We start from the raw sequence: 22,612 nt of genomic DNA, 5'->3' as shown, positions 1-22,612 counted from the left end.
AGCGGCCAAGGCGTCCAGAACGGTAGGGCGGCCACTCCACAGAAGCCACCCAACGGCAAGACGACATCAGCCACGCCCCACCGCTCTGGGTATTCGGGGCGTCCGGCCCCGAACACCTACAACCTTATGGAGATGACATGACAGAGGCTGTGCCCGGAGCGTTCCAGCTTGGCAATTGGTTCGTTCTGGTGGATCCGGCCTGGCAGCCCGAAACACCGGAGCAGCCCCCGCCTTCCCAGGCCATTTCCGGCGGGTGGGACATTGCGAACGACGGGACGGTCGGACCGTTCGATCCAAATCCCGACTTCGAACCCGGCAGCGACGCCACACCGACCGACCCCACGGATGCGATCCTTCGGCGAGCCGCCCAGGGCCTGCCGCTCGGCGATGATCTGATTTCGACACTACGCCGCGCTATTGTCGAAATCGCCTGCGACGAGCGAGATCTCCCGTTGATCGGCGACGCTCCCGACGGCATCGCGTGTGTTCTGGTTGCCACGTCACCGCTGCATCGCCGGGAAGCACCCGCGGGAATTTGGCGGCGTGTGCTCGGTGCGGCATTGCCGGACATTGTCCCCGAGGGGCTGGACATCCTGCTCAACCCGGTAGGCCCGGCACCGTTCCGGTTGATCACCGGCAAACTCAGGCAAGCCGCCGACGACCTATGAACTTCGCCGTGTCCAGGTGCGCTTTTCGTCTCTGCGCGAGACGACAGCGTGGTCGCGTTCTCCGATCGACTCGACTCGCTGCGTTTCCCGTGGATAGCGAACCAGGCACAATCGGTCCGACGTATACCGAAACGGCCGAGCATCCGTGGCAGCGTCGTCGAGGCAGCATCGGGCGGTCGATCGAATCGAAGGGACCACGACATCCACACCTGTTCCCCTGGCGTCGCCAGGAAACAGGCGCTACCCCGAAGGCGTACGCGGACACTTCAGGAAACCGTCGAGGACCCCGCGGCCGCAGGATGCCAGGCAACTCTGGTCGCGTCGCCCGCGCAGAACGACCTCATGATGTGTCCCGGACAGTAGGAGAATCAAATCTGGTGAACGATCCTGGTCGGCGTTCTCCGCCCGCGCCGAGCCACTTGTCCACACCGACCATGGCCTCGTTCGGTTCCGGCCGCGGGAACAAGTGATCCAGACCTTTCGGCACGTGGATGACAACAGCTGGCACGCGGCTAGTGGTGAACGGAGACGGCCAGCGCCGCATTCCGCAAGATACCTACCCCGGCCGGATCGGGCAGGCGACGCTGATGCACCAAGCCTGCATGTCTCGGGCGAGCCGATCGAGGGACTGTTCGCGGCAGGCCGGCGCACCTCCGGTCTTTGTGCGGGCGGTTATGTGAGTGGCGCGTCGCTGGGAGGCGGCAACTTCTACGGACGCGGGGCGGGCATCGCGGCGATCGAGAGCTTTACTGCCGCAACCCTGGTGACTGACGAGCAGACCTTTCCTGGCCGCACACCGCGACATCTCGGCGACCAACAAGTGCCGACGACTGCCCGCACTCCGCTTCGAGCCGACTCCGATCCGCCCGGCTTGGCGGAAACCTGACCCGGGGCGACCAGTACCTCGTATCTTTGCCGTAATCGGTGCAGATCGGAGTAGGACAGTGCAACCAGATGGGCTTACCGTCGATTACATCGTTGTCGGCTCGGGATCCGCTGGCGCGGTCGTGGCCAATCGGCTCAGCGCTGCTCCTGGCACAACGGTGGCACTGCTCGAGGCGGGCCCGCCGGACAAGAACAAGTACACGCACATCCCCGCCGCATTCGCGAAACTGTTTCGTTCCGAGTTGGATTGGGACTATCGCACGCAGCCGCAGCCGGAACTGAACAACCGTGAGATCTATTGGCCGCGCGGCAAGATGTTCGGCGGCTCCTCGTCGATGAACGCCATGATGTGGGTGCGCGGGTTCCGCGCCGACTACGACGAATGGGCGTTGCTGGCAGGTGACGAGTGGGGCTTCGCCACGGCCGTCGAGCAGTTCCGCCGCATCGAGCGGGTGGAAAACGCCCAGTATCCCGACGAAGGCACCGACGGACCGCTGCACATCTCGCGCCAGCGCAGCCCACGCGGTCTCACCGCCGCCTACCTGGCCGCAGTCGAGGAGGCAGGCTACGACCTCGAGCCACCGAATCGGCCGCAGCCGGAGGGGTTCAGCGAGACCATGGTGACCCAGCGCGACGGACGCCGCTGGAGCACCGCCGACGCCTACCTGCGGCCCGCCCTGCGCCGACCGAACCTTACGGTGCACACCGAGGCGCCCGTCACCAGGGTTCTCTTCGACGGCACGCGCGCTGTCGGCGTCGAGTACCGCACGGGTGGTGGCACCTACACTGTGACCGCGCGGCGCGAGGTCATCCTGTGCGGTGGTGCGGTCAACACCCCACAGCTGCTGATGCTTTCCGGCATCGGCGACCGTGACGAACTGACCCGCCACGGTATCGAGGTGCTCGAGCACGCACCCGAGGTCGGGGCGAACCTGCAGGATCATCTGGTCGCGGGCATCGGCTACACCGTCGCATCGGATTCGCTGTTCGCGGCCCAGAAACCGCGCCAGCTGCTGAACTATCTGCTCCGGCACCGTGGCATGCTCACCTCGAACGTCGGCGAGGCATACGGATTCGTGCGCAGCAGGCCCGAACTGGATCTGCCCGACCTGGAGTTGGTCTTCGCGCCCGCACCGTTCTACTACGAGGGACTGGTCGACCCGACCGAGCACGGGGTGATTCTGGCGAGCGTGCTGGTGCGCCCGCACAGCCGCGGAAGGATCGCACTGATCTCGCCTGACCCATCCGCCAAGCCGCTGATCGACCCGCGCTATCTGTCCGACAGCGCAGGCGCCGACCGTACCGCCATGATGGCGGGGTTACGCCTGTGTGCCGATATCGCGGCCGAACCAGCGATGAAGGCAGTACTCGGCCCGCTGAGCTATCCGCCACAGGCGCCCACCGAGCCGGAAGCCGTTCTCGAACTGGCGCTGAACGCCTACTCACACACGCTCTACCATCCGGTCGGCACGTGCCGGATGGGCACGGACACCTCGAGCGTCGTCACCCCCCGACTGGAAGTTCGTGGCGTGCAGGGACTTCGGGTCGCCGACACGTCGGTGATGCCGCTGATCATCCGCGGGCACACCCACGCACCCGCGGTGTTCATAGGCGAGCAGGCTGCCCGATTCATCCTCGCCGGATAGCGCTTCTTCTAGCCGATGTCGGCCGGATCCGGGCGCACGGTGATCGGCTTCGGTCGTCTGCGATCAGCACTTCGGCGCTCACCATCGCGGCCGGCAAGCTCCGCCGACCTGCGGTGGCGGAAATCCCGTGGCGTCTCGCCGAACCGCGCCTTGAACGCCGCCGAGAACCAGGCGGGAGTGAAGCCACTGCGAATGGCAAGGTCCCGGATGGGCAGCGTCTCGCGCGCCGGGTCCTCGAGCAGGTCGCGGGCGACGCGCAGCGCCTCCTCCCGCCGCACATCGCGGAACGTGGTACCCGTCTGCTGCAGGACCGATCGCAGCTGCCGTGGCGACCAGCCCAGCGCGTGCGCTACCGCGGGCAGCCCTACATCACCATGCCCGACATTCGCGCGCACATATTGCCGAACTTGTTCGGCGATCTGGGTGTGCTGAGTTCGTTGCGGGTTGGTATCGCCGAGCGATATCAAGCACAACAGTTCTGCGATCCGATCGCAGACCGCGTTGAACTCACGCTCGGACAGATTCGACTGTTCGGCGTGGGCGCTGCGGATCATGTCCTGAACAATCCGGCCGAGGCCGCAGTTCAGGTCCAGCACCGAACCCCGTGCGCCGGACGACCCCGCTCGATGGTCGAGTTCGGTGCGCGGTACCTGGAACGCATACGCCGACAGATCCGGAATGTGTATCTGGCACATCTCGTCGAGGGCGGTCACCGACGCATGGCCGGGCTGCGCCCGCGTCAGCTCATCCCGATATCGAACCGAGTACAAACCCTCCTGGGGGACGACGACCCAGTAGAAATCGTCGCAGGGTCCTTGGCGGATGTTGGTCCTCGTTCGGTGGGATGTGCTGGTTCCGCGCTGCTCCCAGCGCAACAACCGATAGGTGGTCGACTCCTGAACCGTCAAACCCGAATACCATCGGCCGGGATCACCGTACTGATAGTCCATCGGAACGAAGCTGTTGGCGACCATGGTCCATGACTGCGCATCGCTCGCGGTCACGTGATAACACTTCATGGTGACCGCCCATCGCCGCCGGTTGACCGATACCGTATTGTCCACCAAGACAATACGGCTTGCACCACGGACCACGCGGGGCTCGCCAGGCGCCCTCGACTACTCGCTGCCCGCGCCGGTCGGCGTAACGCGCCACAGACGACTACCCACGGCACGCGTAGCCGCTGTCACGGCCCGCACCGACCGCCGGCGCATGTCACGACCACTGGCATGTGCCCACCACAAACGACTACCGCCCCTTGCCCAGGCCATCGGCCCGGGCCGCGGACGATGACTCATCTCCTTCTCTTGGTGTGTGGCCGTCGGCGAGGCCGTTGGGCGAGTTGCAGGCCGAACATCAGGTCGGTATTACGCACGGGCGCCGGATGTTCAGACATGCGAAGAAGTCCGGCTTGTCGTATCCAGCTGTGGTGCCAGTGATGCAGCTCCGGGATGGTCACCTCACACGCTGCGGCGATGTCGCGCAACCGGCGGCCCGCTCCGCCGATAGCTCCGGCGAACAGTTTTCTGTTGGGTGTGTCGCTCGCTTCCTGATAAAAGCGGGCGGCCTGAAGCAACGGGCGTACCAACGGTGGAATCACCCACACATAGAGATCGGGCGCGCGGGTGTAGCCGATCGGGCCGTTGAAGATCAGCGCGTCCGTGGTCAGCGCGACGCAAGGAATCGCGTTGAGCTCGATCACGGTGGCCCCGGTGAACAGCACGGTGGCGATCACGGCGGCATGGACCGGGTTGGTGGTCCTGGCCCAGATGCGGGCGATGCTCTCATGATCGATCGGGGTCGTGGTCAGCCCCGGCCCGACCGAATACGCCAGGTCCGGGGGGAGTTCCAGTCGCAGACCATGGAGCAGAAATGCGGCTTGCGCACCGCGGAGCAGGGTTATGGTGTGTCCACGGCTGGGACTGTCGACAACAAGATCGCCGAGGAGCCGGTACAGGCCCAGGATGTCGACCCATTCATTGACCAAGCGGGCACTGGGACCTCGGTGCAACGGATTCGCGACCGTGAAGCGGGGTTGCAGGACCTCGATCATGTACGTGGCCAGGTCGACATCGCGCGGGCCGAGCCAGGTCCGATTGCCGCTGCTGCCGAGGTCGTGCTGGCATGGCCGACCGGAGTGCTCAGCCAGCCATCGGCAGGTCGCTCGGATTCCTTGTGTGTAGACGGCGTCGATGCGAGCGAACTCGGCGGGTGGCAAACTCCGGCAGGCGTCCGCTCGAAACGTTGTGACGTCACTATCGGGAATCCGCGGCAACAGCTCGTCGCCAGCCTGCGACAGCCGAACAATGCCTGACTCTCGTTGTCCGTTTTCTCGATATCCGACGCGCCTGGTGGCGTCTTCGAGGTCACGTTTGCCCGGTGTAGAACCCGCGCGGCGGGCTGCCAGCAACTGCCACAGGACCCGTTCGGGCACGCCGAGCCGCTGCGCCGTCAATCGCACATGATCGACCGAGAGTTTCTTGTGTTCGTCGAGTTGAACCAATTTATCCAGCTCCGACAGACGCAGCGTGGGGACGCTTGCGTCGACCACAGTTACAACCTCCTCGATCTACAGTTCCGCAACGTATTACAGCGGTTTCGACATCGGTTTCCAAGCATTCCAGCATGTACCGAGCGGTAGGGACGACGAAGTTACCGAGAATTGATGTTGCGTATCTCACTGAAAACTTCGTTTCAGTCGAAAGCATAGGCGAGGGTACGGACGTCCTGACGCGGTGCGGCGCGCACATCGAAATCCAGTGGAGCCGAAAACACACTTCTACCACAGTACATTTCGCCGAAAGCACCACCCACGTCGCCGACGAACCAGCACGATCGCGGCCGCGGCCATCGCCACGCACGACTGGCACAGCCAACCATTGTGCCCGAATTTCGTGATCACCACCCTGGACGCGTTCGAGAGCTGCTCATCCCGCGACCACCTCCGGTGGACCGAAATCCGCACACCAGCCGATCCGAAACTTGCCGCCACCTCGATATGACGTCCGAGGCGCCGCCGATCATATCGATGCCGCAGGATCCCCGGCACCGCAGCCCGCAAGCCGGCGGTCCAACACCCGCCACACCTGAAGTGGCATTGCGGTACCAGCGACGTCGATGTGACTAGGTCAGTGGGCGCTCGACATGACCAGCCCTTCAGCAAAATCAACCGCCGAAGACAACAACATCAACTAATATAAGCCGCAACCTATATAAGGAGAGGGTTATGACACTGCTGACCGATCCCACCGCCATCGTTGGGCTCGTGACCCGGGAGGTCCGCACCGGCTCCCGGGACGGTGCGCCGACCAAGATCGCCGTCGCCCGGCGTAGCTACCCCACCGACCAGTCCGACCTCTGGGACGCGCTGACCGACCCCGAGCGGATCCCGCGCTGGTTCCTGCCCGTCAGCGGCGATCTGCGCGTCGGCGGCCACTACCAGATCGAGGGCAACGCAGGCGGTGTCGTCGAGCAGTGCGAAGAGCCGAAGCGATTCGCGGTGACGTGGGAAATGGGGCCGCAGGTGTCATGGTTGGAGATCACCCTCACCCCCGTCGACGACGGCACGCTGTTGGAGTTGACGCACGAGGCACACGTCGATACCAGCCTCTGGTCGCAATTCGGACCGGGCGCAGTCGGTGTCGGGTGGGATCTCGCCCTGATGGGCCTGGGTTTGCACCTATCGAGCGGCACAGCCGTAGATCCGGTCGAGGCGATGGCCTTTACCACCACGCCTCGAGGCGTCGTGTTCGTCCAGGCAGCCGCGACCCGCTGGGCAGATGCGGCCGTCGGCGATGGTGACGAGTCCGCCGGGGCACACGCAGCCGCCGAGCGGACCATCGAGTTCTACACCGCTGCGCCCGAGGACGACCACCGATCCTGATGAACCGCTCTCCCGCCAAGATATTCGAGGCACTCGGCGACCCGGTTCGTCGCGGCATCCTCGAGTTGGTAGTGGCCGACGAGCAGCCCGCAGGCGCGATTGTCGACGCCGTGCGACGGTACACACCGATCTCCCAGCCCGCCGTCTCGCAGCACCTCCGGGTGCTCCGCGACGCTGGGCTGGTGAGGGTCCGCACGGAGGGCACGCGGCGGTTCTACGCGCTCGACCCCACCGGCCTGGATGCGGCCCGTTCGTGGCTGGCCCGGTTGGCCGACCCACTCGAAGAGTTCGCTCAGCCACTCGACGCGCTCGCCACCGAGATCGCCCGTGGAAAACGAGTCCGCCGCACGAGCAAGGCGGATGTCGATACCGCGGCGGTGCCCGCCAGTGACGTCCGGCCTGCCTGAGGAAAGCACCGGTCGGCTTTCCGACGACTCTCCGCTCACCATCCATGCGACGTTCGGCACTGCCTCCGACACCCACCGGAAACACGAAGCACCGCGCCGAGTCCCCCACCCGGGTGGAGTCGGATCGGCCACAGCGCAGGATGTATCAAGCGTCGCCTTCCGTTCGGCGCCGAGCGCTCGACTCCTGCACTGCCGGCAGCGATTACACCGAGAAGACGCAACGATGCCAGTCACCGCAACACTCGCCGGTGCGACTTCGCTCATCCACGTGTCAACACCGGCTCCCTTCCATTCCATGGCTCGGGCCGGTCGGCTGATGCCACCGCGGACAGCGATCCCACAACCGAGACTCCGGGGAATCTGCGGCGGATCTGGGTGATGCAGCGCAGGACCTCATGCAGTTCGGCCCGGAGCAACCGCAACTGCGTGGCACGTGCCGCCGGACCCGTCGAGGCTGCGCAATTGAGGCTTTCGATGACATAGGAGAGCTCGTCGGCCTCCTCGACCAGTAGGTCGAAAAACACTTTCGCCTGCGCTCGGTCAGCGCGGTCGTCCATCGTCGGCTCGTGTCACATCGCGGTGTCGGACAGTTCTCTACCGGCACGGCGTTCCACCAGGAGCGGAACGAATTCGCGCACCGACGCGTTCGCGAAGCGCTGGTGGGTTTGTTGAACGACCAACGCGATGGTCTCGGCGGGAAGCTCAGGATGACACTTCATGAGTCGCGCGGCGACATTTCCGATCTGCGCAGCCTCGTCGTTTTGCATGGCTCGGTCCCTGCTCGGTGGTTGTATGCGAAGGGCGCACCGACACGCATCATTGCTTCCACGGGCGTGACCGCACGGCTGCGACAGTGCGTACCGATGCTCTGCGGCACTGACTTGCGGCGCTCCCCGGGTAGCACCGCAAGCCAGTGATTTCGTGACGGACAGGCGTGCGCCAAGAGTGCTGAACCATCACTCTATCCAATGTACCGTTGCGCGACGGCGCGATCAATGGCGGCGGATGGATCGAGGGTGGCGAACCGATACCGACCGGACGACGACCGTTGCTGTACTACGTCGAGGTCGGCGTCCCGACCCAATGCGCTACCGATCCGAATGTACTTGCCCTAGTCCACTGTCGGGACGTTGCCTTTGGTCGCAACGCCACGGTGGCGGACCACCGTTGCGCACCGATCGCCCAGAGTCGTCACGGCACCCGGCGGGCCACGAACTCAACCCGACATCTACAGCGGGCGCGACATGATTCGGCGGCGGGGCAATCCTCTGGCCGTGTTCGTTCCCCCGTCAGGTCGACGGAATTCCCCGTATTCCGCGCCACCCCAAGGGAAGTTGGACGCGACGCGTTCTGATCTCGTCGACGAGTTCCGCATAGCCCTCCTGGACTTCGCCGAGGTGGAACCACGCCTCGTGCCGCAGGTCCTCGTCGTCGCTATGGAGAACCGTCCACCACGCGACGGCATATGTGTGCGCGACATGGCTGATCACCTCACCCAGGGAATGGATGTTCTTGCGCGCGGTTCGGGTTCGCGGAACGTGGAAGAGCGCCCACGAATCGATCTCGGCGACGACCCTCGCGATGTCGGCATGGATACTGGCCCCGTCGAAGTCCGCGGGACGCCGTGAGTGGTCCAGATGCACCGGGATCAGCGCTGCGTGCAGGTCACCCAACTCCCGCGCCCACCCGACCAGCTGCGAGTCACAGGTCAGATTGCCAGAAATCGCCCCCAGCAGCTGATCCGGTTCCAGCAGCGGGGTCGGTTCACGTCCGGGTTCTGCGCTGTCCGCCGACGTGGCCACTCTCTGCGAGTGGTTCGCGCCCACGACCGCGACACTCCCGGAGACGTTCCGGAGCATGCGGCAACCCGTGAGGGCGAGGTGCGGGTGGGCACCGGCCCTGGGCGAGCGATAGGAACTCGCCAGGTGCGCCAGTTCGCGACCGTGCATGTGCTGGTCGGCTCCCATCCGGCCGCGGGGGCCAGCCGAGTACGCGAACATCCGACCCAGCGGCATTCCGTCCGGAGTCGTGCCGTGCGATGTCGCGCTGATGGCAGGCACAAGGTCGCCGTGCTCGACCGCCGAATGCCCGATCTCGCAGTGACGGTTCGTCCGGTTGCGGTCCCGCGACAGCCGATCGCTATCGTCGCTCGGAGGGTCGGCGCCAACCCACATCCTGGTGAGGCCAACGGTCGTGCCCTGCCTTCGATGCACCACCGTGCGTCTCATCGCGGCAGCGATGAGCCCGGTCACGAACTGGGCAATCCAGCATCCGGCGACACCGCTCCTCCTCACCGGACGCCGCAGCAGGACAGCCCATTTCGCCATCGGGTTGTCGCGGCCACCGGAGAACTCGTTGCCGATATAGAGCACCACCATCAGAATCGCGCCGATCGCCAGCGAGACAGCGACGCTGCCGCTGCCTGCGTCAGCCGAAACGATGAACAGCAGAAAAAATGCCGCCATCGCCTCGATGCCGTAGATCCCGCGAGCATGCCGGGCAGTGGTCACCCCGCCGGTGTTCGCTGCCGCGCGGACAGGGACTTCGATGCTCCTTCGAGGTATGCCCATGTCGATGCTCCTTAGAATTACCGTTCAGTACTTACAGAGTCGTCTCGCCGCGTGGATTTGTCGTCGACGTTGGCCGCCATCAGGGTTGCCCGCCAGCACCCCAGGCGAATACCTGCCAGCGGTAGTTACGCCGCGACGCCGTGCGTTCGACCGTCGCAATGCCGATGAACTCGGAATTCTCCGCCGAATAGCGAGGCGAGGTCAGCGACGCATTCACCCGGATGCAGCGTCATGAAGACTCCGATGTGCGCAGCAGGCGACGGTATGCTCGAAGTGATCAGTCCGGAGGTGACGAAATGGGGCTTGGTGCAGAGGGGGTGTTCGGGGCCGATGATGGCTGAATTCGAACCGGACGCAGCGCGGCCTGATCAGATCCTGGTGGAGGTGCTCGGTGCCGCCTTCGCCCCGGACGCCGATCGATTTTTCCCGACACCGCGACGGCTCGACTTCCGACGGTATGGACATGTCCACACACATCGGTGGTGATCACACTCACGACCAGATCGAGCCCACCTGCACAAAGAGTGGGAGTCCACCGACGACTCGGTTGCGGGTGATTCTGGCCGAAGACGACATCCTGCTTCGCGAGGGTGTGGCGAGCTTACTCGCAAGTTCGGGGTTCGACGTCGTGGGTCAGGCGGGAGACGCGGCACAACTTCTGGGACTGGTCCACGACAGCGCTCCCGATCTCGTGGTGGTCGACATTCGGATGCCGCCAACCTTCACCACCGAAGGGCTGGATGCCGCCCGGGTGATCCGCGCCGAGTTCCCGGAGACCGGCATCCTGGTGCTGTCGGCATACACCGACGTCGAGGACGCGATGGAGCTGCTGGCCAGTGGCCGACGGATCGGCTACCTCCTCAAGAGCCGCGTCACTGACGTGGAAGATTTCGTCGACACCCTTCAGCGAATCGTCAAGGGGGCGTCGGTCGTCGACCCCGCTCTCGTGCAGGAGTTGGTGTCGGCCAGCCGGCACGAGGACCCCCTCGCGGTCCTCAGCATGCGAGAAAGGGAGGTCCTGGCGCTGATGGCGGAGGGACGGTCCAACGCGGGAATCGCGCGACGGTTGTGGGTCACCGAGGGCACAGTGGAGAAGCACGTGCGCAGCATTCTGACCAAACTGGATCTGCCCGAGACCGGCGACGATCACCGCAGGGTCCTCGCAGTCGTCACGTTCCTCGACACCCGCTGAGCCCATCGTCGGGATGACCGACACCATGGGCGGTGAGCAGCTCGCGGATCGCACCCGACGACACCGTGAACTTCGGTAAGAAGCCCACCGCCGGGCTCTTCGCAATCAGGTCAGCGAAATCCTGCTCGGCATGCGTAGAGGTCAAAATCACCGTTGACGGCGCAGGCCACCCGGCCCGGTACAGGTGTTCGGCCAGTTCGAACCCGTTCTCCTCGCCGAGATCGACATCGACCAGCGTCACATCCGGCCGCAGCGCCTTGACACCTTCGAGTGCCTCAGCGCTGGTCGAGGCCACGCCAACGACCGTCACCCCCTCTCGCTCGAGCAGTTCTCGCGCAGCGTCGAGGAAGTGGACGCTGTCGTCGACAATGAAGCAGCGCAACAACCCGGCCCAGTGCACCATGCTCTCAGTCTCGCCGTGCGCGCGGTCGGCACGCATTACTGCTAGCTGGAACTTCCGGTCGACGAACTGTCGGCTGCTCGACCCGGCGCCTGAGTTGCCGAACGGTAGAGGTCGGTGACGGCCGCGATGTCGGCATCGTTCAGGCCAGACGACGCCGCCGTCGTGTAGAGGTGCCGTACCGCCGTCGCCATCGGCAATTCGACGTCGGCCGCGTGGGCGATGGCGAGCGCCAAGCCCGCATCCTTGGCAGCGAGAACTGTGGTCCACCACCCGCTGTGGGAACCGGTCAGCACGCTGTCGAATCGGTTCCGCAATCCGGGTGCCAGTGCCCCGGTGCCGAGGAGGTCACGCAGTCGGTGAGTCGGCGTAGCTGGTCGTCGGACCTATCGAGGAGCGCAATTCCCCCAGCGCGACCGCCCTGACCGCCGCGTCGTCGGACAGCATGGTGACGACGACATCCACCCCGTCAACGGCGTCGGTGACGGTCGGCGCTTCCACGGCTCCCTCCGATACGATGTCCCGCGCTGCGCCCTTCGTCCGGTTCCACACCGCCACCTGGTGGCTACCACGCAGCAGACGCCGCGCCAGCGCCTGACCCATCCGCCCCATCCCCAAGACCGCGATGTCCATCCCGACCCCCTCCATGATCGCTGGTCCTCGTTCGGAGCTCTGGCAGTCGACGGCGAACCACTCGACTGGGGCCACCCGGCCGCGCCCGCCGCACGAGGCAACCCACACCACCCGCCGCCGTCACATCCATCCTCTCCCACGCCACGGGACACGTCATGGTGCTCGTCGGCGAGTCGCGATCATGGGGCCGATGGATCGACCAGGCATGTCGGCGCCAACGATGTCTCGCTCAGTGGACACTGACGATGAATTCGAACCGGAGACCAGAGCACAGTTCGCTCCCCTGTGGAAAGTCCGCTCCAGCCTGGCCGGCAGGCCGCAGTCAGTTGGTGCCTGTGCTGTGGCGGTGTGCCGGTTCGCGCCCCGGCGGCTGTGCCGGTGCCGGTCGCACCGGGATCAGCGGCATCGGCAGCACGGCCGGTTCGCCCGCACTGATCTGGACGGACTGCCCGTGATGCACGATCTCCAGTTGCTTGCCGTCGACAACGGAGTAGCGCGCGCGTTCATGGCTGATATCGACACACAACCGTTGGCCGCGGAGGAAGACGTTGAACGTGAGTCGAGTGATGCCTTCGGGAAGCCGCGGGGCGAAAGTGATTGCCGCGTCGCTGTAATGGCGCATACCGCCGAGGCCGTAGACCAGCGCGATCCAGGTACCGGCCAGCGACGCGATATGTAGACCGTCGCGGGTGTTGTGCTCGAGGTCGTCCAGATCCATCAGCGCGGCCTCGCCGAGGTAGTCATGTGCCAGGCCTAGATGGCCGACCTCGGCGGCCAGCACCGATTGGATGCAGGCCGACAAGGAGGAGTCACGGACTGTGATCCGCTCGTAGTAGTCGAAATTGCGGGCTTTTTGCGCACTCGTGAACGCATCGCCGCGAAGAAACATCGCGAGCACGAGATCGGCTTGTTTGGTGACCTTCTTCCGGTACAGGTCGAAGTAGGGGAAATGCAGTAGCAAGGGGTATTGCCCAGCCGCGGTGCCCGTGAAGTCCCAGTCCCGATGCTCGGTGAAACCCTCAGCCTGCGGATGGATCCCGAGCACGTCGTCGTAGGGAACGAACATCGCTTCCGCGGCGTCGCGCCAGGCTGCCGTTTCCTCCTCATCGACGCCCAGTTCGCGGGCCCGGTCGGGGTAACGACCGGCGGTGTCGGCCGCGGCATGCAGATTCTGTTGCGCCATCAGATTGGTGTAGACGTTGTTGTCGGCTACAGCGCTGTACTCGTCCGGGCCGGTCACCCCGTCGATCCGGAATTGTCCCGCACTGTCGTGATGCCCGAGTGACCGCCACAACCGGGCAGTCTGCACCAAAAGGTCCATACCCACAGTCCGTTCGAAGCCCTCGTCGCCGGTGACTCGGATGTAGCGGATGACCGCGTCGGCGATGTCGGCGCTGATATGGAACGCGGCAGTCCCCGCGGGCCAGTAGCTGGAACATTCCGCCCCGGCAATGGTCCGCCACGGGAATGCTGCCCCGCGCAAACCCAGTTGAGCGGCCCGTTCGAGGGCCATGGGCAACGTGGAGTGCCGCCACCGCAGCGCGTGCTTGGCCGCGTCGGGCGAAGTGTAAGTGAGTACGGGCAACACAAACGTTTCGCTGTCCCAGAAGGTATGGCCGTTGTATCCGGGGCCGGTCAAACCCTTCGCCGGAATCGCCTTGCCCTCAGCGCGGACACCTGCCTGCAAGACGTGGAACAGGGCGAATCGGACGGCCTGCTGAATCTCGGTGTCGCCAGCGACCTCGACGTCGGCGCGATCCCAGAAATCGTCCAGATAGGCGCGCTGTTCGGCGAGCATGGCCGCCCATCCGGTCGTGGTCGCGGCGGTGAGCGCGGCAGCGACCTGAGCGCGCACTCCGGGCAGCGACCGCGCACTCGACCAGCCATAGGCGACGAACTTGACCAGCTGGAGCGAATGTCCCGGCTGCAGTTCCGCGGTCATCGTCACCCGAGCAAGGTCCGGGGAACTCTCCGATCGACACTGCACCGATGGCCCCTCCACCAGATGATCCATGACGCATCCCACCCGCAGTCCGCTGCCGAACGTGCGGTGCACCAATTCAGCCCACTCGCCGTGGCAGGAGTGCGCCTCGGACTGCAATGACGCGGCCAGCGCCGCCGCCGCCCTCGGGTCTTTGCTCGGCGCGGGCAATTGTTCGTTCGCGACGAGTTCGGATTGCACGACAATTCGGGCCGGACCATTGAGTACCTCGACCTCGTAGGACACTGCCGCCACCGACCGCTGCACCAGCGATACCAGCCGGACCGACGAAACCCGGATGGTGCGTCCGGTCGGGGAAGTCCACTCGACGCGGCGCCGCAGCACCCCGGCCCGCAAGTCGAGCACCCATTCGTGGGAGTGCAACTCACCGTAGCGAACATCGAAGGGCTCGTCGTCCACCAACAGACGAATCAACTTGCCGTTGGTGACGTTGATGACCGTCTGCCCTGACTCCGGGTAGCCGTACCCCGCCTCGGCGTAGGGCAACGCGCGTTGTTCCCAGACACCGTTCAGGTAAGACCCTGGCAGATCGCTGGGTTCCCCCTCGTCGAAGTTCGCTCGCCAGCCGATGTGCCCGTTCGACAACGCGAATACCGACTCCGTCTGGGCCAGCACGTCGAGGTCGAGGCTGGTCGCACGGATGCACCATGGTTCGACGGCGAAGCACGGATTCAGAATCATCGGTGATCGAACAATTCGGCGAGATCGGCGATAACGACATCCGCCCCGTGCGCGCGCAGCGCATCAGCCTGGCCGACGCGATCGACGCCGACGACGAGACCGAAACCTCCGGCATGCCCGGCCTCGACGCCGGCGAGCGCGTCCTCGAACACCGCGGCCTCAGCGGGCTCCAATTCCAATGCGCTCGCACCGGCGAGATAGGTGTCCGGCGCGGGTTTTCCGGGAAGGTGGTCACGCTCGGCGACGATTCCGTCGATGCGCACATCGAACAGATCCTGCATACCCGCCGCCGCGAGTACATCCCGGCAGTTCGTGCTCGACGACACCACCGCCCGAGCCAGCCCGGCATCGCGAACCGCGCGGACGTAGCGCATCGAACCGATGTACGCCTCGACGCCGTCGCGGTGGATCATCCGTAAGACGATCTCGTTCTTTCTCGCCCCCAACCCGTACACGGTGTCCGCTTCGGGCGGGTCGGCCGCGGTGCCCTCGGGCAACTCGACACCACGAGACTCCAGAAAGGACCGTGTCCCGTCGGCCCGGGGTTTGCCGTCGACGTAGGCGTCGTAATCCTGGACCGCGTCAAAGGGAAGGAACGCGACGTCCGCCTGCTCCGCCCGACCGCGAAGGTAGTCGTCGAACATTTCCTTCCAGGCGGCCGCATGAATGGTCGCCGTTCGAGTAAGCACACCATCAAGGTCGAAGAGACAACCTCGCACCTCGTCCGGAAGGCCCAACACCGAACCGACGGTACTCCGGCTGACAGATCAACACCATATTCCTCGATCACCTCGTCGAGTGCACAACATCGTCGCCACCCCACCCGCCCCCGTGATCGCGGAGTTATCGCCCCCGGAGAAGCGATCGAAACCTACGCCCACACCTGCGGTAACGCCGTTCGCGAGAAGGTGCTCTTCGGCGTCACCGTGATCAGGTCGCACACCTGCACCAATTCATCCGGTACCGCATCGTCGAAATGCCGCAAACCCGGCGAGATCACCGCATCGACATCCAAGTCCCGGACGACGTCGACCAGACGACCCACCGGCTCGTCGGTACCGGCGCCGAAGGTCACGGTCTTGGCCAGTTCGTAGCCCAGCCGCTTCGCCAAACTCCGTATCTGCGCCTCGTCCCATGCTTGAGACACACCCGACACGTCTTTGCGGAGATAACCCAGCGCGGGTGGTTTCGCCCTCATCGACACTCCCTTGCACGGTCATTGCTGAATTGTCAAATCGCCTGCATGCCTGCAGCTCTCGCGGTGTCGGTGCATCGAGTCGACAGGGCCGGGCAGGTACTGACAGCATATGCTGTCGACAACGGGCGATGTCAACATTTTGGGCACTCGAAACAACCGTAAGCGAAACGTGATTCCCGCCGTCCGGCACCACAAGCATTCGAGTCCGCCTCCCAGGCAGCGCAGGCCGCCGACCGGCTAGTGGTATACAGCCGCGCCGAGTGTACGGGAGAGTATTGGATAACGGTGCGCCGGAATATGTTTCAGCACCGGGCGCGGTAGTGAGCCCGTCGCCGAGGCCACACAGGTCGTAGCCGATAACCCTCGGTAAGTACGTTCTCGCGTTCCTCGCACGGCCAGATCAGATGACTTGACGCTTCAGCGACTGCGGGGCGCGCCCGCAGCCGACATGATTTCGAAGTTCGGCGACCTGATCACCTCGATAACGACGGCCTCCCTGGCGAATACGAGGGGCACCGTCGCGCCAGATCACGCCAGCGCCGCGGCGACAGCCGAGTGCAGCCGTAGATCGCTCAGGTCCTCGGCTGCGTCGGCCCAGACGATTTCCTCCATCGCGCGCATGAACGCCCAGCCGCGGGCCCGACCGGCGTCGACATCCAGCAACGCCGCGGTGCGTTCGACGACCGTGCGCGCATGTTCCAGCCCTGGCGCACACTGCACCTGGATCATCACCAGGAAACCCGCGTCGAAGGCCGCTTCACCGAAATAGGCCTTCGGATCGATCAGCAGCCACGGCTCTCGTTCGGCCGCAAGGACATTGCCGAGATGCGTGTCCCGATTGACGATCGGCAGCGGTCCGTCGGGAACCTTCAACTCTTCGCACCATTCCACAGCCCGTTCCAGCAGTGGCGCGGGGATGACCTGCGCCACAGCGGGTACCGGATCAACGAAGAGAGAGGTCCACTCGGCAACCAGGTCGCGCACCGCGGGTAGCGCGGGATATTCGTCCGGGACGCCGACAGGTTCGCGCCGCAGCCGCCGGTACAACCGGCAGGCGAGTTCGACCTTCGCGATGTTCTCCGGCCGACCCTCCAGACTCGGAAACCCGGGCTGCTTTACCAGTTCCGTCCCCGGTCGGGCCCATTCGAGCAGCATCGCCCCGGACCCGGCATCGAACTCGTACAGTCGAATGGCTCCCTCGCCCCGATAACAGAACAGCCCGGTCGGCTCCCCCACGTTCTCCTCGTCCACGACCGGGACTTTCAGCACGGCCACCGACCCGTCGCCACGTCGAACCGCCGCCGCGTACGAATGCGTGCCGCCCGAGAATCCCTCCCCGATCACTTCCAATCCCCATGCGTCGCATCGTGCGTTGACGACAGCGGGCAACTCGGCGAGCCATCGGCCCCCGCGTTCCCCGAAAACGTACTGAATACTGTCGACAACGTCTTGCGGCAGCGTGATCGGCATCAGCCCAGCCTGCCCGGTGACAGTCCGGCGGGCACACTGGCGCAGGATAGTTCCTGGCCGACGACCGGCACCGCCGTCCGCAAGACGGTGGATTCGGGGATCATGCGCTGACCAGCCGCTATCAGCCGCACAGCACACCTTTGTCAACTTTTTTCCGGCAGGTTTCGTCGAAGGGTTCACGTCGACCTGGTCGGCAGATGGACGTAGCGTCGAAGTCGTGACTGTTCCAGAACACCTGCCGCCGACTGTGGGCGAGTTACGCACGGCTGGCCACCTGCCGCGCGGTGTGAAGACCGAGATTCGCGAGAACCTGCTGGCCCGGTTGGGTGCCGGCAGCGATCCGTGGCCCGGCATCGTCGGCTTCGACCGGACCGTCCTACCGCAACTGGAGCGCGCGCTGCTCGCGGGCCACGACGTCGTACTCTTGGGCGAGCGTGGCCAGGGTAAGACCCGGCTGCTGCGCACCATGATCGGCCTGCTCGATGAGTGGACGCCCGTGATCGCGGGCGCGGAACTGGGCGAGCACCCGCTTGCCCCGATCAGCCCGGCCGGCCGCCGGCTGGCCGCGGAGTTCGGCGAAGACCTGCCCGTTGCGTGGCGGCACCGCTCGGAACGCTACGCGGAAAAGCTGGCCACGCCGGACACCTCCGTCGGTGACCTGATCGGCGATGTAGACCCGGTCAAAGTGGCCGAGGGCCGCAGTCTCGGTGATCCCGAAACCATCCACTTCGGACTCGTGCCGCGCGCCCATCGTGGCATCGTCGCGATCAACGAGCTCCCCGACCTCGCCGAACGCATCCAGGTCGCGCTGCTGAACGTAATGGAAGAACGCGACATCCAGGTTCGTGGGTACACCCTTCGCCTGCCCCTCGACGTGCTCCTCGTTGCCACCGCCAACCCCGAGGACTACACCAATCGCGGCCGGATCATCACACCGCTGAAAGACCGGTTCGGCGCGGAGATCCGCACCCACTACCCGCTCAGCGTCCCGGCCGAGGTTGCCCTGGTCCGCCAGGAGGCCGACCTGGTAGCCGAAGTGGGCGACCCACTGATCGAGGTACTCGCGCGGTTCGTGCGGCGACTACGCGAATCGTCCGCGATCGACCAACGATCCGGTGTGTCCGCACGCTTCGCAGTCGCCGCCGCCGAAACGGTGGCCGCCGCCGCACTCCGCAGGGCGGCGCTCACCGGCGAGAGTCCCGCGGTCGCCCGCCCCGTCGACCTCGAATCCGTGGCGGCGGTGTTGCGCGGCAAACTGGAGTTCGAATCCGGCGAGGAGGGACGCGAGCAGGAACACCTCACCCACCTGCTGAGGCGGTCCTTCTCCGACACCGCGCGGGAATTGCTCGGCGGGCTGAATCTGCGGCCGCTCGCCCAGGTTGTCAGCGAGGGACACCTGGTCACCACCGGCGAACGCGTGCCAGGCAAGGATGTTGTATCCGCGCTGCCCGAACTGCCCATCCTGCACGAGGTCGCTGCTCGGCTCGGCGTCGGCGCCACCGATCCGCCGGCCCGGATCGCGTCCGCCGTCGAGTTCGCCCTGGAAGCTCTCTACCTGGCCCGCCAGGTCGCCAAGGACACCGACGACGGCATCGCGGTGTACGGCTCGTGACCGCCGCAGCGCCTGGTCCCGGTGCATCATCGTGACCGCCCCCGACCGCTACTCCTACGGGCCCTATCACGATGGACCCGACCCCCTGGCGCCCCCACTCGACCTGCGGGAGGCGCTGGATCAGATCGGGCGCGATGTGATGGAGGGCAGTTCGCCTCGCGCCGCGTTGGCGGAACTGCTTCGGCGCGGCACACGCGATACCCGCGGGCTCGACGAGTTGACCCGTCAGGTGCGGCAGCGCCGCTCGGAGATCTCCGGGCAGCACCAACTCGACGGTACGTTGCACCAGGTCCGCGAACTGCTGGAAGAGGCCGTGGAGGCCGAGCGCGGCGCACTGTTCCCCGACCCGTCGGATGACGCCAGATTCGCCGAGGCGCAGTTGGACGCATTGCCGGCGAGCACCGCGGCTGCCGTCAACGAACTCGCCGGCTACCACTGGCGATCCGAAACCGGCAGGCAGAACTACCAGGAGATCAGAGACCTGGTCGGCCGAGAATTGCTGGACTCCCGATTCCAGGGCATGAAACAGGTTCTGCAGAACGCGACGCCCGAGGACATCGAACGCGTCGGGCAGATGATGTCCGATCTGAACGACCTGCTCGCCGCGCATGCGCGGGGCGAGCATACCGAGCAGCGATTCGCCGATTTCATGGCCGAGCACGGAGCGTTCTTTCCAGAGAATCCCAGCAACACCGACGAGCTGATCGACGCACTCGCGACCCGTACCGCCGCCGCGCGACGCATGATCAACTCGATGTCCGCCGAGCAGCGAGCGGAACTGGCCGACCTGATCGGCCAGGCGTTCGGCGATCCACGCATCGCGCAGCAGATCGCCGCCCTCGATGCCAATCTGCAAGCGCTGCGCCCAGGCGAGGACTGGACCTCCGGGCAGCGGTTCCGCGGCCAGAACCCGCTGGGCCTCGGTGACGGCGCGCAGGCCATGCAGGACCTCGCCGAACTGGACGCGCTAGCCGAGCAACTCAGCCAGTCCTATCCGGGTGCCAGGCTCGAAGACATCGATCTGGAGGCATTGGCCCGCCACCTCGGCGACAGCGCCGGCGTTGATGCCACCCGACTCACCGAACTGGAGCGGGAACTGCGCAGACAAGGCATATTCGAACGGGCACAGGACGGCTCGCTCCGGTTGACGCCCAAGGCTTTGCGTCGGCTCGGCGAGACGGCGCTGCGTGCCGTCTTCGGACGGTTGCGATCCCGGCGAGGCGAGCGGGACACGGTATTGGCCGGTGCGGCAGGCGAGCCGACCGGTGCCGCACGGTTGTGGCAGTTCGGCGACACCGAGCCGTGGGACGTGCCGAGAACCGTACGCAACGCCGTTCTGCGCTCGGCGTCGACGGGCAGTCGCAGGGTCCGACTGGACGTGTCCGACGTCGAGATCATGGAAACCGAGCAGCGGTCGAGAGCCGCGGTGGCGCTCTGTGTCGATACGTCGTGGTCGATGGTGCAGGAGGGCAGGTGGGTGCCGATGAAGCGCACCGCTCTCGCGCTGCACCAGTTGATCGGTACCCGGTTCCGCTCCGACGCGCTCAGCGTGATCACGTTCGGCCGGCACGCCATGACAGTCGACATCGGCGAACTGACCGCGCTGGAGGGTGTGTGGGAACAGGGCACCAATCTGCACCACGCGCTGCTGCTGGCCGCACGACACCTGCGCAGACATCCGGATGCCGTCCCCGTCGTACTCGTGGTCACCGATGGCGAGCCCACAGCTCACCTGGAGCCGGATGGCACGGCGTACTTCAACTGGCCCCCGGAACCGCGCACCTTGGCCGTGACGATGGCCCAGGTCGATGCCCTGACCACACTGGGCGCCACGGTGACGGTGTACATGCTCGGCGATGACCCGGAACTACGGGCATTCGTCGACCTGGTCGCCCGCCGCAGCGGTGGCCGCGTCGTGGCGCCCGACTTGGACGGTCTCGGCGCCGCGGTGGTCAGCGACTATTTGCACGGCAGGCGCGGCTGAAAAGAACGCTCCGAAAGTTCCGTTCCACGACCCCGAGTGTCGCCGCGTCAAGAGTGTCACCCCACGTGCGCCGGTCAGTAGCGACTCCACCCGATATGGTGGCGTTCCGCAACCATATCGGTTGTAGTACACCGATCAAGCCGCAACTCCACGACGATCCCGCGCATCGGCTCGATCGCGCGGCAGACCGACTACGCGTGCCAGTCTGCGGTGCGAATCCAGACGCGCCGCGCGATCGTAGGTACTGGTGTGGACAAGGATCTCGTCGGCACCGGTCCTGGTCACAAGTCGTTCCAGTTGAATAGCGACCTCGTCCTCGGCACCGTACAGCTGGTCACGCAGCGCTTCGTCGAAGATCCGGCGTTCCCGGTCGGTCATGGTGAGCGCGTCGATCTCGGACGGCGAAATCAGGGGTGGGAACTCACCCCGCGTGCGTGAGTACGCGGTGGACCATGCCTCCGGTTCGAGCAGTCGACGCGCCTGCGGTGTGGTGTCGGCAACGGCGACCGAACCCGAGACAATGACGTAGGGCGCGGCACCATGAGCCGCGGGCCGGAACTCGGCACGATAGCGCTCGATCGACTCGACCATCCGATCCTCGCCCCCCACAGCGGCGATCACCAACGGCAGCCCGAATCGCGCCGCGCGCTGCGCGCCGGATCCGGTCGTTAGCAGGTATGCCGGAACGTTCAGCCCCTCCGTCGGCCACGCGTGCACGCTCTGCCTGCCGTGGGCGAAGTACGACAGCAACTCGGTCAGTTGCGCGTCGAAATCTTCGGCATCGCCCTTGTCGTGCCCCAACGCCCTGCGGACGCCGTCGGTGAACCCCACCGATCGGCCGATGCCCATGTCGACACGTCCCGGATAGAGCGACTCCAGCACACCGAACTGTTCGGCCACTACGAGCGGCTGATGGTTGGGCAACATGACCCCCCCGGTACCGATCCGGATCCGCGTGGTCGCCGCCGCGACGGCGGCGGCGAGCACCATGGGCGCCGAACCGGCCACCCCGGGCACGCTGTGGTGCTCGGACACCCAGAACCGGTGGTAACCCCACTCCTCGGCGAGCCGCGCGAATTCGACCGTCTCCCGCAGCGCCGCAGGGTGGCTCTGGCCACGCCGCACCCGCGAGCGATCGAGGACAGAGAATCGGACCGAACCGAGTGCGGAAGTCATACCGATGACAACACCGGGGGGCCACGCTGATTCCGCGGGGCCCAGTCCAGCTACGCTGTGCTGGACAGCCCCGTGTGCTAGATCACGTGCGCGTTGTGGAACCCTGTCAGCTGCCATGAGATCGTCCGACCACCTGTGCAGCAGATCTCACCACCGATAGCATCGAGCGCCGCGCCCATACGGTGACGCGGCAAGGTTCGAAGGG

General features: G+C 65.6%; 20 protein-coding genes and 1 pseudogene. 8 read left to right on the top strand and 13 right to left on the bottom strand.

Translation table 11 applies throughout. The annotated features are described in order from the left end of the window. Window positions 1-137 precede the first annotated feature (137 nt). The 3 genes and pseudogenes from AB0C34_RS21780 (at window position 138) to AB0C34_RS21770 (ending at window position 3,199) form a co-directional block, all read left to right on the top strand. Window positions 138-668: a type VII secretion system-associated protein gene (locus tag AB0C34_RS21780; protein ID WP_357075779.1), complete on the top strand. Its 531-nt coding sequence runs from the start codon at window positions 138-140 to the stop codon at window positions 666-668. Between the two features lie 586 nt (window positions 669-1,254). Further along, window positions 1,255-1,410 (top strand): annotated as a pseudogene (locus AB0C34_RS21775) (flavoprotein); the annotation flags it as partial. A 202-nt stretch (window positions 1,411-1,612) separates the two neighbouring features. Further along, a complete protein-coding gene (locus AB0C34_RS21770; RefSeq protein ID WP_357075777.1) occupies window positions 1,613-3,199 on the top strand; it encodes a GMC family oxidoreductase N-terminal domain-containing protein in 1,587 nt (528 codons plus the stop codon). Between the two features lie 8 nt (window positions 3,200-3,207). On the opposite strand, the gene AB0C34_RS21765 is transcribed toward AB0C34_RS21770, so the two are convergent. Next, window positions 3,208-4,203, bottom strand: coding sequence for an AraC family transcriptional regulator (locus AB0C34_RS21765; protein WP_357075774.1), 996 nt, complete (start codon window positions 4,201-4,203; stop codon window positions 3,208-3,210). A 290-nt stretch (window positions 4,204-4,493) separates the two neighbouring features. Continuing rightward, the gene (locus AB0C34_RS21760; protein ID WP_357075771.1) at window positions 4,494-5,750 is read right to left on the bottom strand and encodes a hypothetical protein; all 1,257 of its coding nucleotides are present in this window, start codon (window positions 5,748-5,750) and stop codon (window positions 4,494-4,496) included. Between the two features lie 675 nt (window positions 5,751-6,425). On the opposite strand from AB0C34_RS21760, the gene AB0C34_RS21755 reads away from it, so the two are divergent. After that, on the top strand, window positions 6,426-7,082 hold the full coding sequence (locus AB0C34_RS21755) for an SRPBCC family protein (protein WP_357075768.1): 657 nt from the start codon (window positions 6,426-6,428) through the stop codon (window positions 7,080-7,082). Continuing rightward, a complete protein-coding gene (locus AB0C34_RS21750) occupies window positions 7,082-7,489 on the top strand; it encodes a metalloregulator ArsR/SmtB family transcription factor (protein ID WP_357075765.1) in 408 nt (135 codons plus the stop codon). The genes AB0C34_RS21755 and AB0C34_RS21750 overlap by 1 nt, the downstream gene beginning before the upstream one ends. Before the next feature lie 260 nt (window positions 7,490-7,749). On the opposite strand, the gene AB0C34_RS21745 is transcribed toward AB0C34_RS21750, so the two are convergent. The 3 genes from AB0C34_RS21745 to AB0C34_RS21735 form a co-directional block, all read right to left on the bottom strand. Next, window positions 7,750-8,046 carry a hypothetical protein gene (locus AB0C34_RS21745; RefSeq protein WP_357075762.1) on the bottom strand — a complete coding sequence of 99 codons (297 nt, stop codon included), beginning with the start codon at window positions 8,044-8,046 and terminating at the stop codon, window positions 7,750-7,752. 12 nt (window positions 8,047-8,058) lie between these two features. Then, on the bottom strand, window positions 8,059-8,256 hold the full coding sequence (locus AB0C34_RS21740) for a three-helix bundle dimerization domain-containing protein (RefSeq protein WP_357075759.1): 198 nt from the start codon (window positions 8,254-8,256) through the stop codon (window positions 8,059-8,061). Window positions 8,257-8,778: 522 nt separating this feature from the next. Next, window positions 8,779-10,059: a hypothetical protein gene (locus AB0C34_RS21735; RefSeq protein WP_357075756.1), complete on the bottom strand. Its 1,281-nt coding sequence runs from the start codon at window positions 10,057-10,059 to the stop codon at window positions 8,779-8,781. Window positions 10,060-10,522: 463 nt separating this feature from the next. Between AB0C34_RS21735 and AB0C34_RS21730 the strand changes: the two genes are divergently transcribed. Further along, entirely contained in the window at window positions 10,523-11,251 is a 729-nt protein-coding gene (locus AB0C34_RS21730) for a response regulator transcription factor (RefSeq protein ID WP_357075753.1), read from the top strand. Here AB0C34_RS21730 and AB0C34_RS21725 read toward each other — a convergent pair. The 7 genes from AB0C34_RS21725 to AB0C34_RS21695 form a co-directional block, all read right to left on the bottom strand. Further along, window positions 11,229-11,654, bottom strand: coding sequence for a response regulator transcription factor (locus AB0C34_RS21725; RefSeq protein WP_357075750.1), 426 nt, complete (start codon window positions 11,652-11,654; stop codon window positions 11,229-11,231). The genes AB0C34_RS21730 and AB0C34_RS21725 overlap by 23 nt on opposite strands. Window positions 11,655-11,695: 41 nt before the next feature. Then, window positions 11,696-11,968, bottom strand: coding sequence for an NAD-binding protein (locus AB0C34_RS21720; RefSeq protein WP_357075747.1), 273 nt, complete (start codon window positions 11,966-11,968; stop codon window positions 11,696-11,698). Window positions 11,969-11,999: 31 nt separating this feature from the next. Next, window positions 12,000-12,299, bottom strand: coding sequence for an NAD(P)-binding domain-containing protein (locus AB0C34_RS21715; RefSeq protein WP_357075744.1), 300 nt, complete (start codon window positions 12,297-12,299; stop codon window positions 12,000-12,002). Between the two features lie 307 nt (window positions 12,300-12,606). Next, window positions 12,607-14,967, bottom strand: a complete 2,361-nt coding sequence (locus AB0C34_RS21710) for a glycosyl hydrolase family 65 protein (protein WP_357075741.1) — start codon at window positions 14,965-14,967, stop codon at window positions 12,607-12,609. Then, window positions 14,964-15,707, bottom strand: coding sequence for a beta-phosphoglucomutase family hydrolase (locus AB0C34_RS21705; protein ID WP_357075737.1), 744 nt, complete (start codon window positions 15,705-15,707; stop codon window positions 14,964-14,966). Before AB0C34_RS21705 ends, AB0C34_RS21710 begins: the two co-directional genes overlap by 4 nt. A gap of 131 nt (window positions 15,708-15,838) precedes the next feature. Continuing rightward, on the bottom strand, window positions 15,839-16,165 hold the full coding sequence (locus AB0C34_RS21700; RefSeq protein WP_357075734.1) for a hypothetical protein: 327 nt from the start codon (window positions 16,163-16,165) through the stop codon (window positions 15,839-15,841). Window positions 16,166-16,693: 528 nt separating this feature from the next. Continuing rightward, window positions 16,694-17,635: an aminoglycoside phosphotransferase family protein gene (locus tag AB0C34_RS21695; protein ID WP_357075731.1), complete on the bottom strand. Its 942-nt coding sequence runs from the start codon at window positions 17,633-17,635 to the stop codon at window positions 16,694-16,696. Window positions 17,636-17,852: 217 nt separating this feature from the next. Here AB0C34_RS21695 and AB0C34_RS21690 point away from each other — a divergent pair, with 217 nt between their 5' ends. Further along, window positions 17,853-19,247, top strand: coding sequence for an ATP-binding protein (locus tag AB0C34_RS21690; RefSeq protein ID WP_357075728.1), 1,395 nt, complete (start codon window positions 17,853-17,855; stop codon window positions 19,245-19,247). 31 nt (window positions 19,248-19,278) lie between these two features. Further along, window positions 19,279-21,231, top strand: a complete 1,953-nt coding sequence (locus tag AB0C34_RS21685; RefSeq protein WP_357075725.1) for a VWA domain-containing protein — start codon at window positions 19,279-19,281, stop codon at window positions 21,229-21,231. A 135-nt stretch (window positions 21,232-21,366) separates the two neighbouring features. Here the strand turns inward: AB0C34_RS21685 and AB0C34_RS21680 are convergent, their stop codons facing one another. Continuing rightward, entirely contained in the window at window positions 21,367-22,407 is a 1,041-nt protein-coding gene (locus tag AB0C34_RS21680) for an LLM class flavin-dependent oxidoreductase (RefSeq protein ID WP_357075722.1), read from the bottom strand. Window positions 22,408-22,612 lie beyond the last annotated feature (205 nt).

The organism is Nocardia sp. NPDC049220 (genome assembly GCF_040647855.1).
In the GTDB taxonomy this organism is placed as follows: Bacteria; Actinomycetota; Actinomycetes; order Mycobacteriales; family Mycobacteriaceae; genus Nocardia.
This window is presented reverse-complemented; position numbering and strand designations above follow the sequence as displayed.

What these genes read in the sequence shown, in the direction of transcription:
- AB0C34_RS21780 (WP_357075779.1), top strand. Translation starts at nt 138, where the DNA reads ATGACAGAGGCTGTGCCCGGAGCGTTCCAGCTTGGCAATTGGTTCGTT.
- AB0C34_RS21755 (WP_357075768.1), top strand. Translation starts at nt 6,426, where the DNA reads ATGACACTGCTGACCGATCCCACCGCCATCGTTGGGCTCGTGACCCGG.
- AB0C34_RS21750 (WP_357075765.1), top strand. Translation starts at nt 7,082, where the DNA reads ATGAACCGCTCTCCCGCCAAGATATTCGAGGCACTCGGCGACCCGGTT.
- AB0C34_RS21745 (WP_357075762.1), bottom strand. Translation starts at nt 8,046, where the DNA reads ATGGACGACCGCGCTGACCGAGCGCAGGCGAAAGTGTTTTTCGACCTA.
- AB0C34_RS21740 (WP_357075759.1), bottom strand. Translation starts at nt 8,256, where the DNA reads ATGCAAAACGACGAGGCTGCGCAGATCGGAAATGTCGCCGCGCGACTC.
- AB0C34_RS21735 (WP_357075756.1), bottom strand. Translation starts at nt 10,059, where the DNA reads ATGGGCATACCTCGAAGGAGCATCGAAGTCCCTGTCCGCGCGGCAGCG.
- AB0C34_RS21730 (WP_357075753.1), top strand. Translation starts at nt 10,523, where the DNA reads ATGTCCACACACATCGGTGGTGATCACACTCACGACCAGATCGAGCCC.
- AB0C34_RS21725 (WP_357075750.1), bottom strand. Translation starts at nt 11,654, where the DNA reads ATGGTGCACTGGGCCGGGTTGTTGCGCTGCTTCATTGTCGACGACAGC.
- AB0C34_RS21715 (WP_357075744.1), bottom strand. Translation starts at nt 12,299, where the DNA reads ATGGAGGGGGTCGGGATGGACATCGCGGTCTTGGGGATGGGGCGGATG.
- AB0C34_RS21710 (WP_357075741.1), bottom strand. Translation starts at nt 14,967, where the DNA reads ATGATTCTGAATCCGTGCTTCGCCGTCGAACCATGGTGCATCCGTGCG.
- AB0C34_RS21700 (WP_357075734.1), bottom strand. Translation starts at nt 16,165, where the DNA reads ATGAGGGCGAAACCACCCGCGCTGGGTTATCTCCGCAAAGACGTGTCG.
- AB0C34_RS21695 (WP_357075731.1), bottom strand. Translation starts at nt 17,635, where the DNA reads ATGCCGATCACGCTGCCGCAAGACGTTGTCGACAGTATTCAGTACGTT.
- AB0C34_RS21680 (WP_357075722.1), bottom strand. Translation starts at nt 22,407, where the DNA reads ATGACTTCCGCACTCGGTTCGGTCCGATTCTCTGTCCTCGATCGCTCG.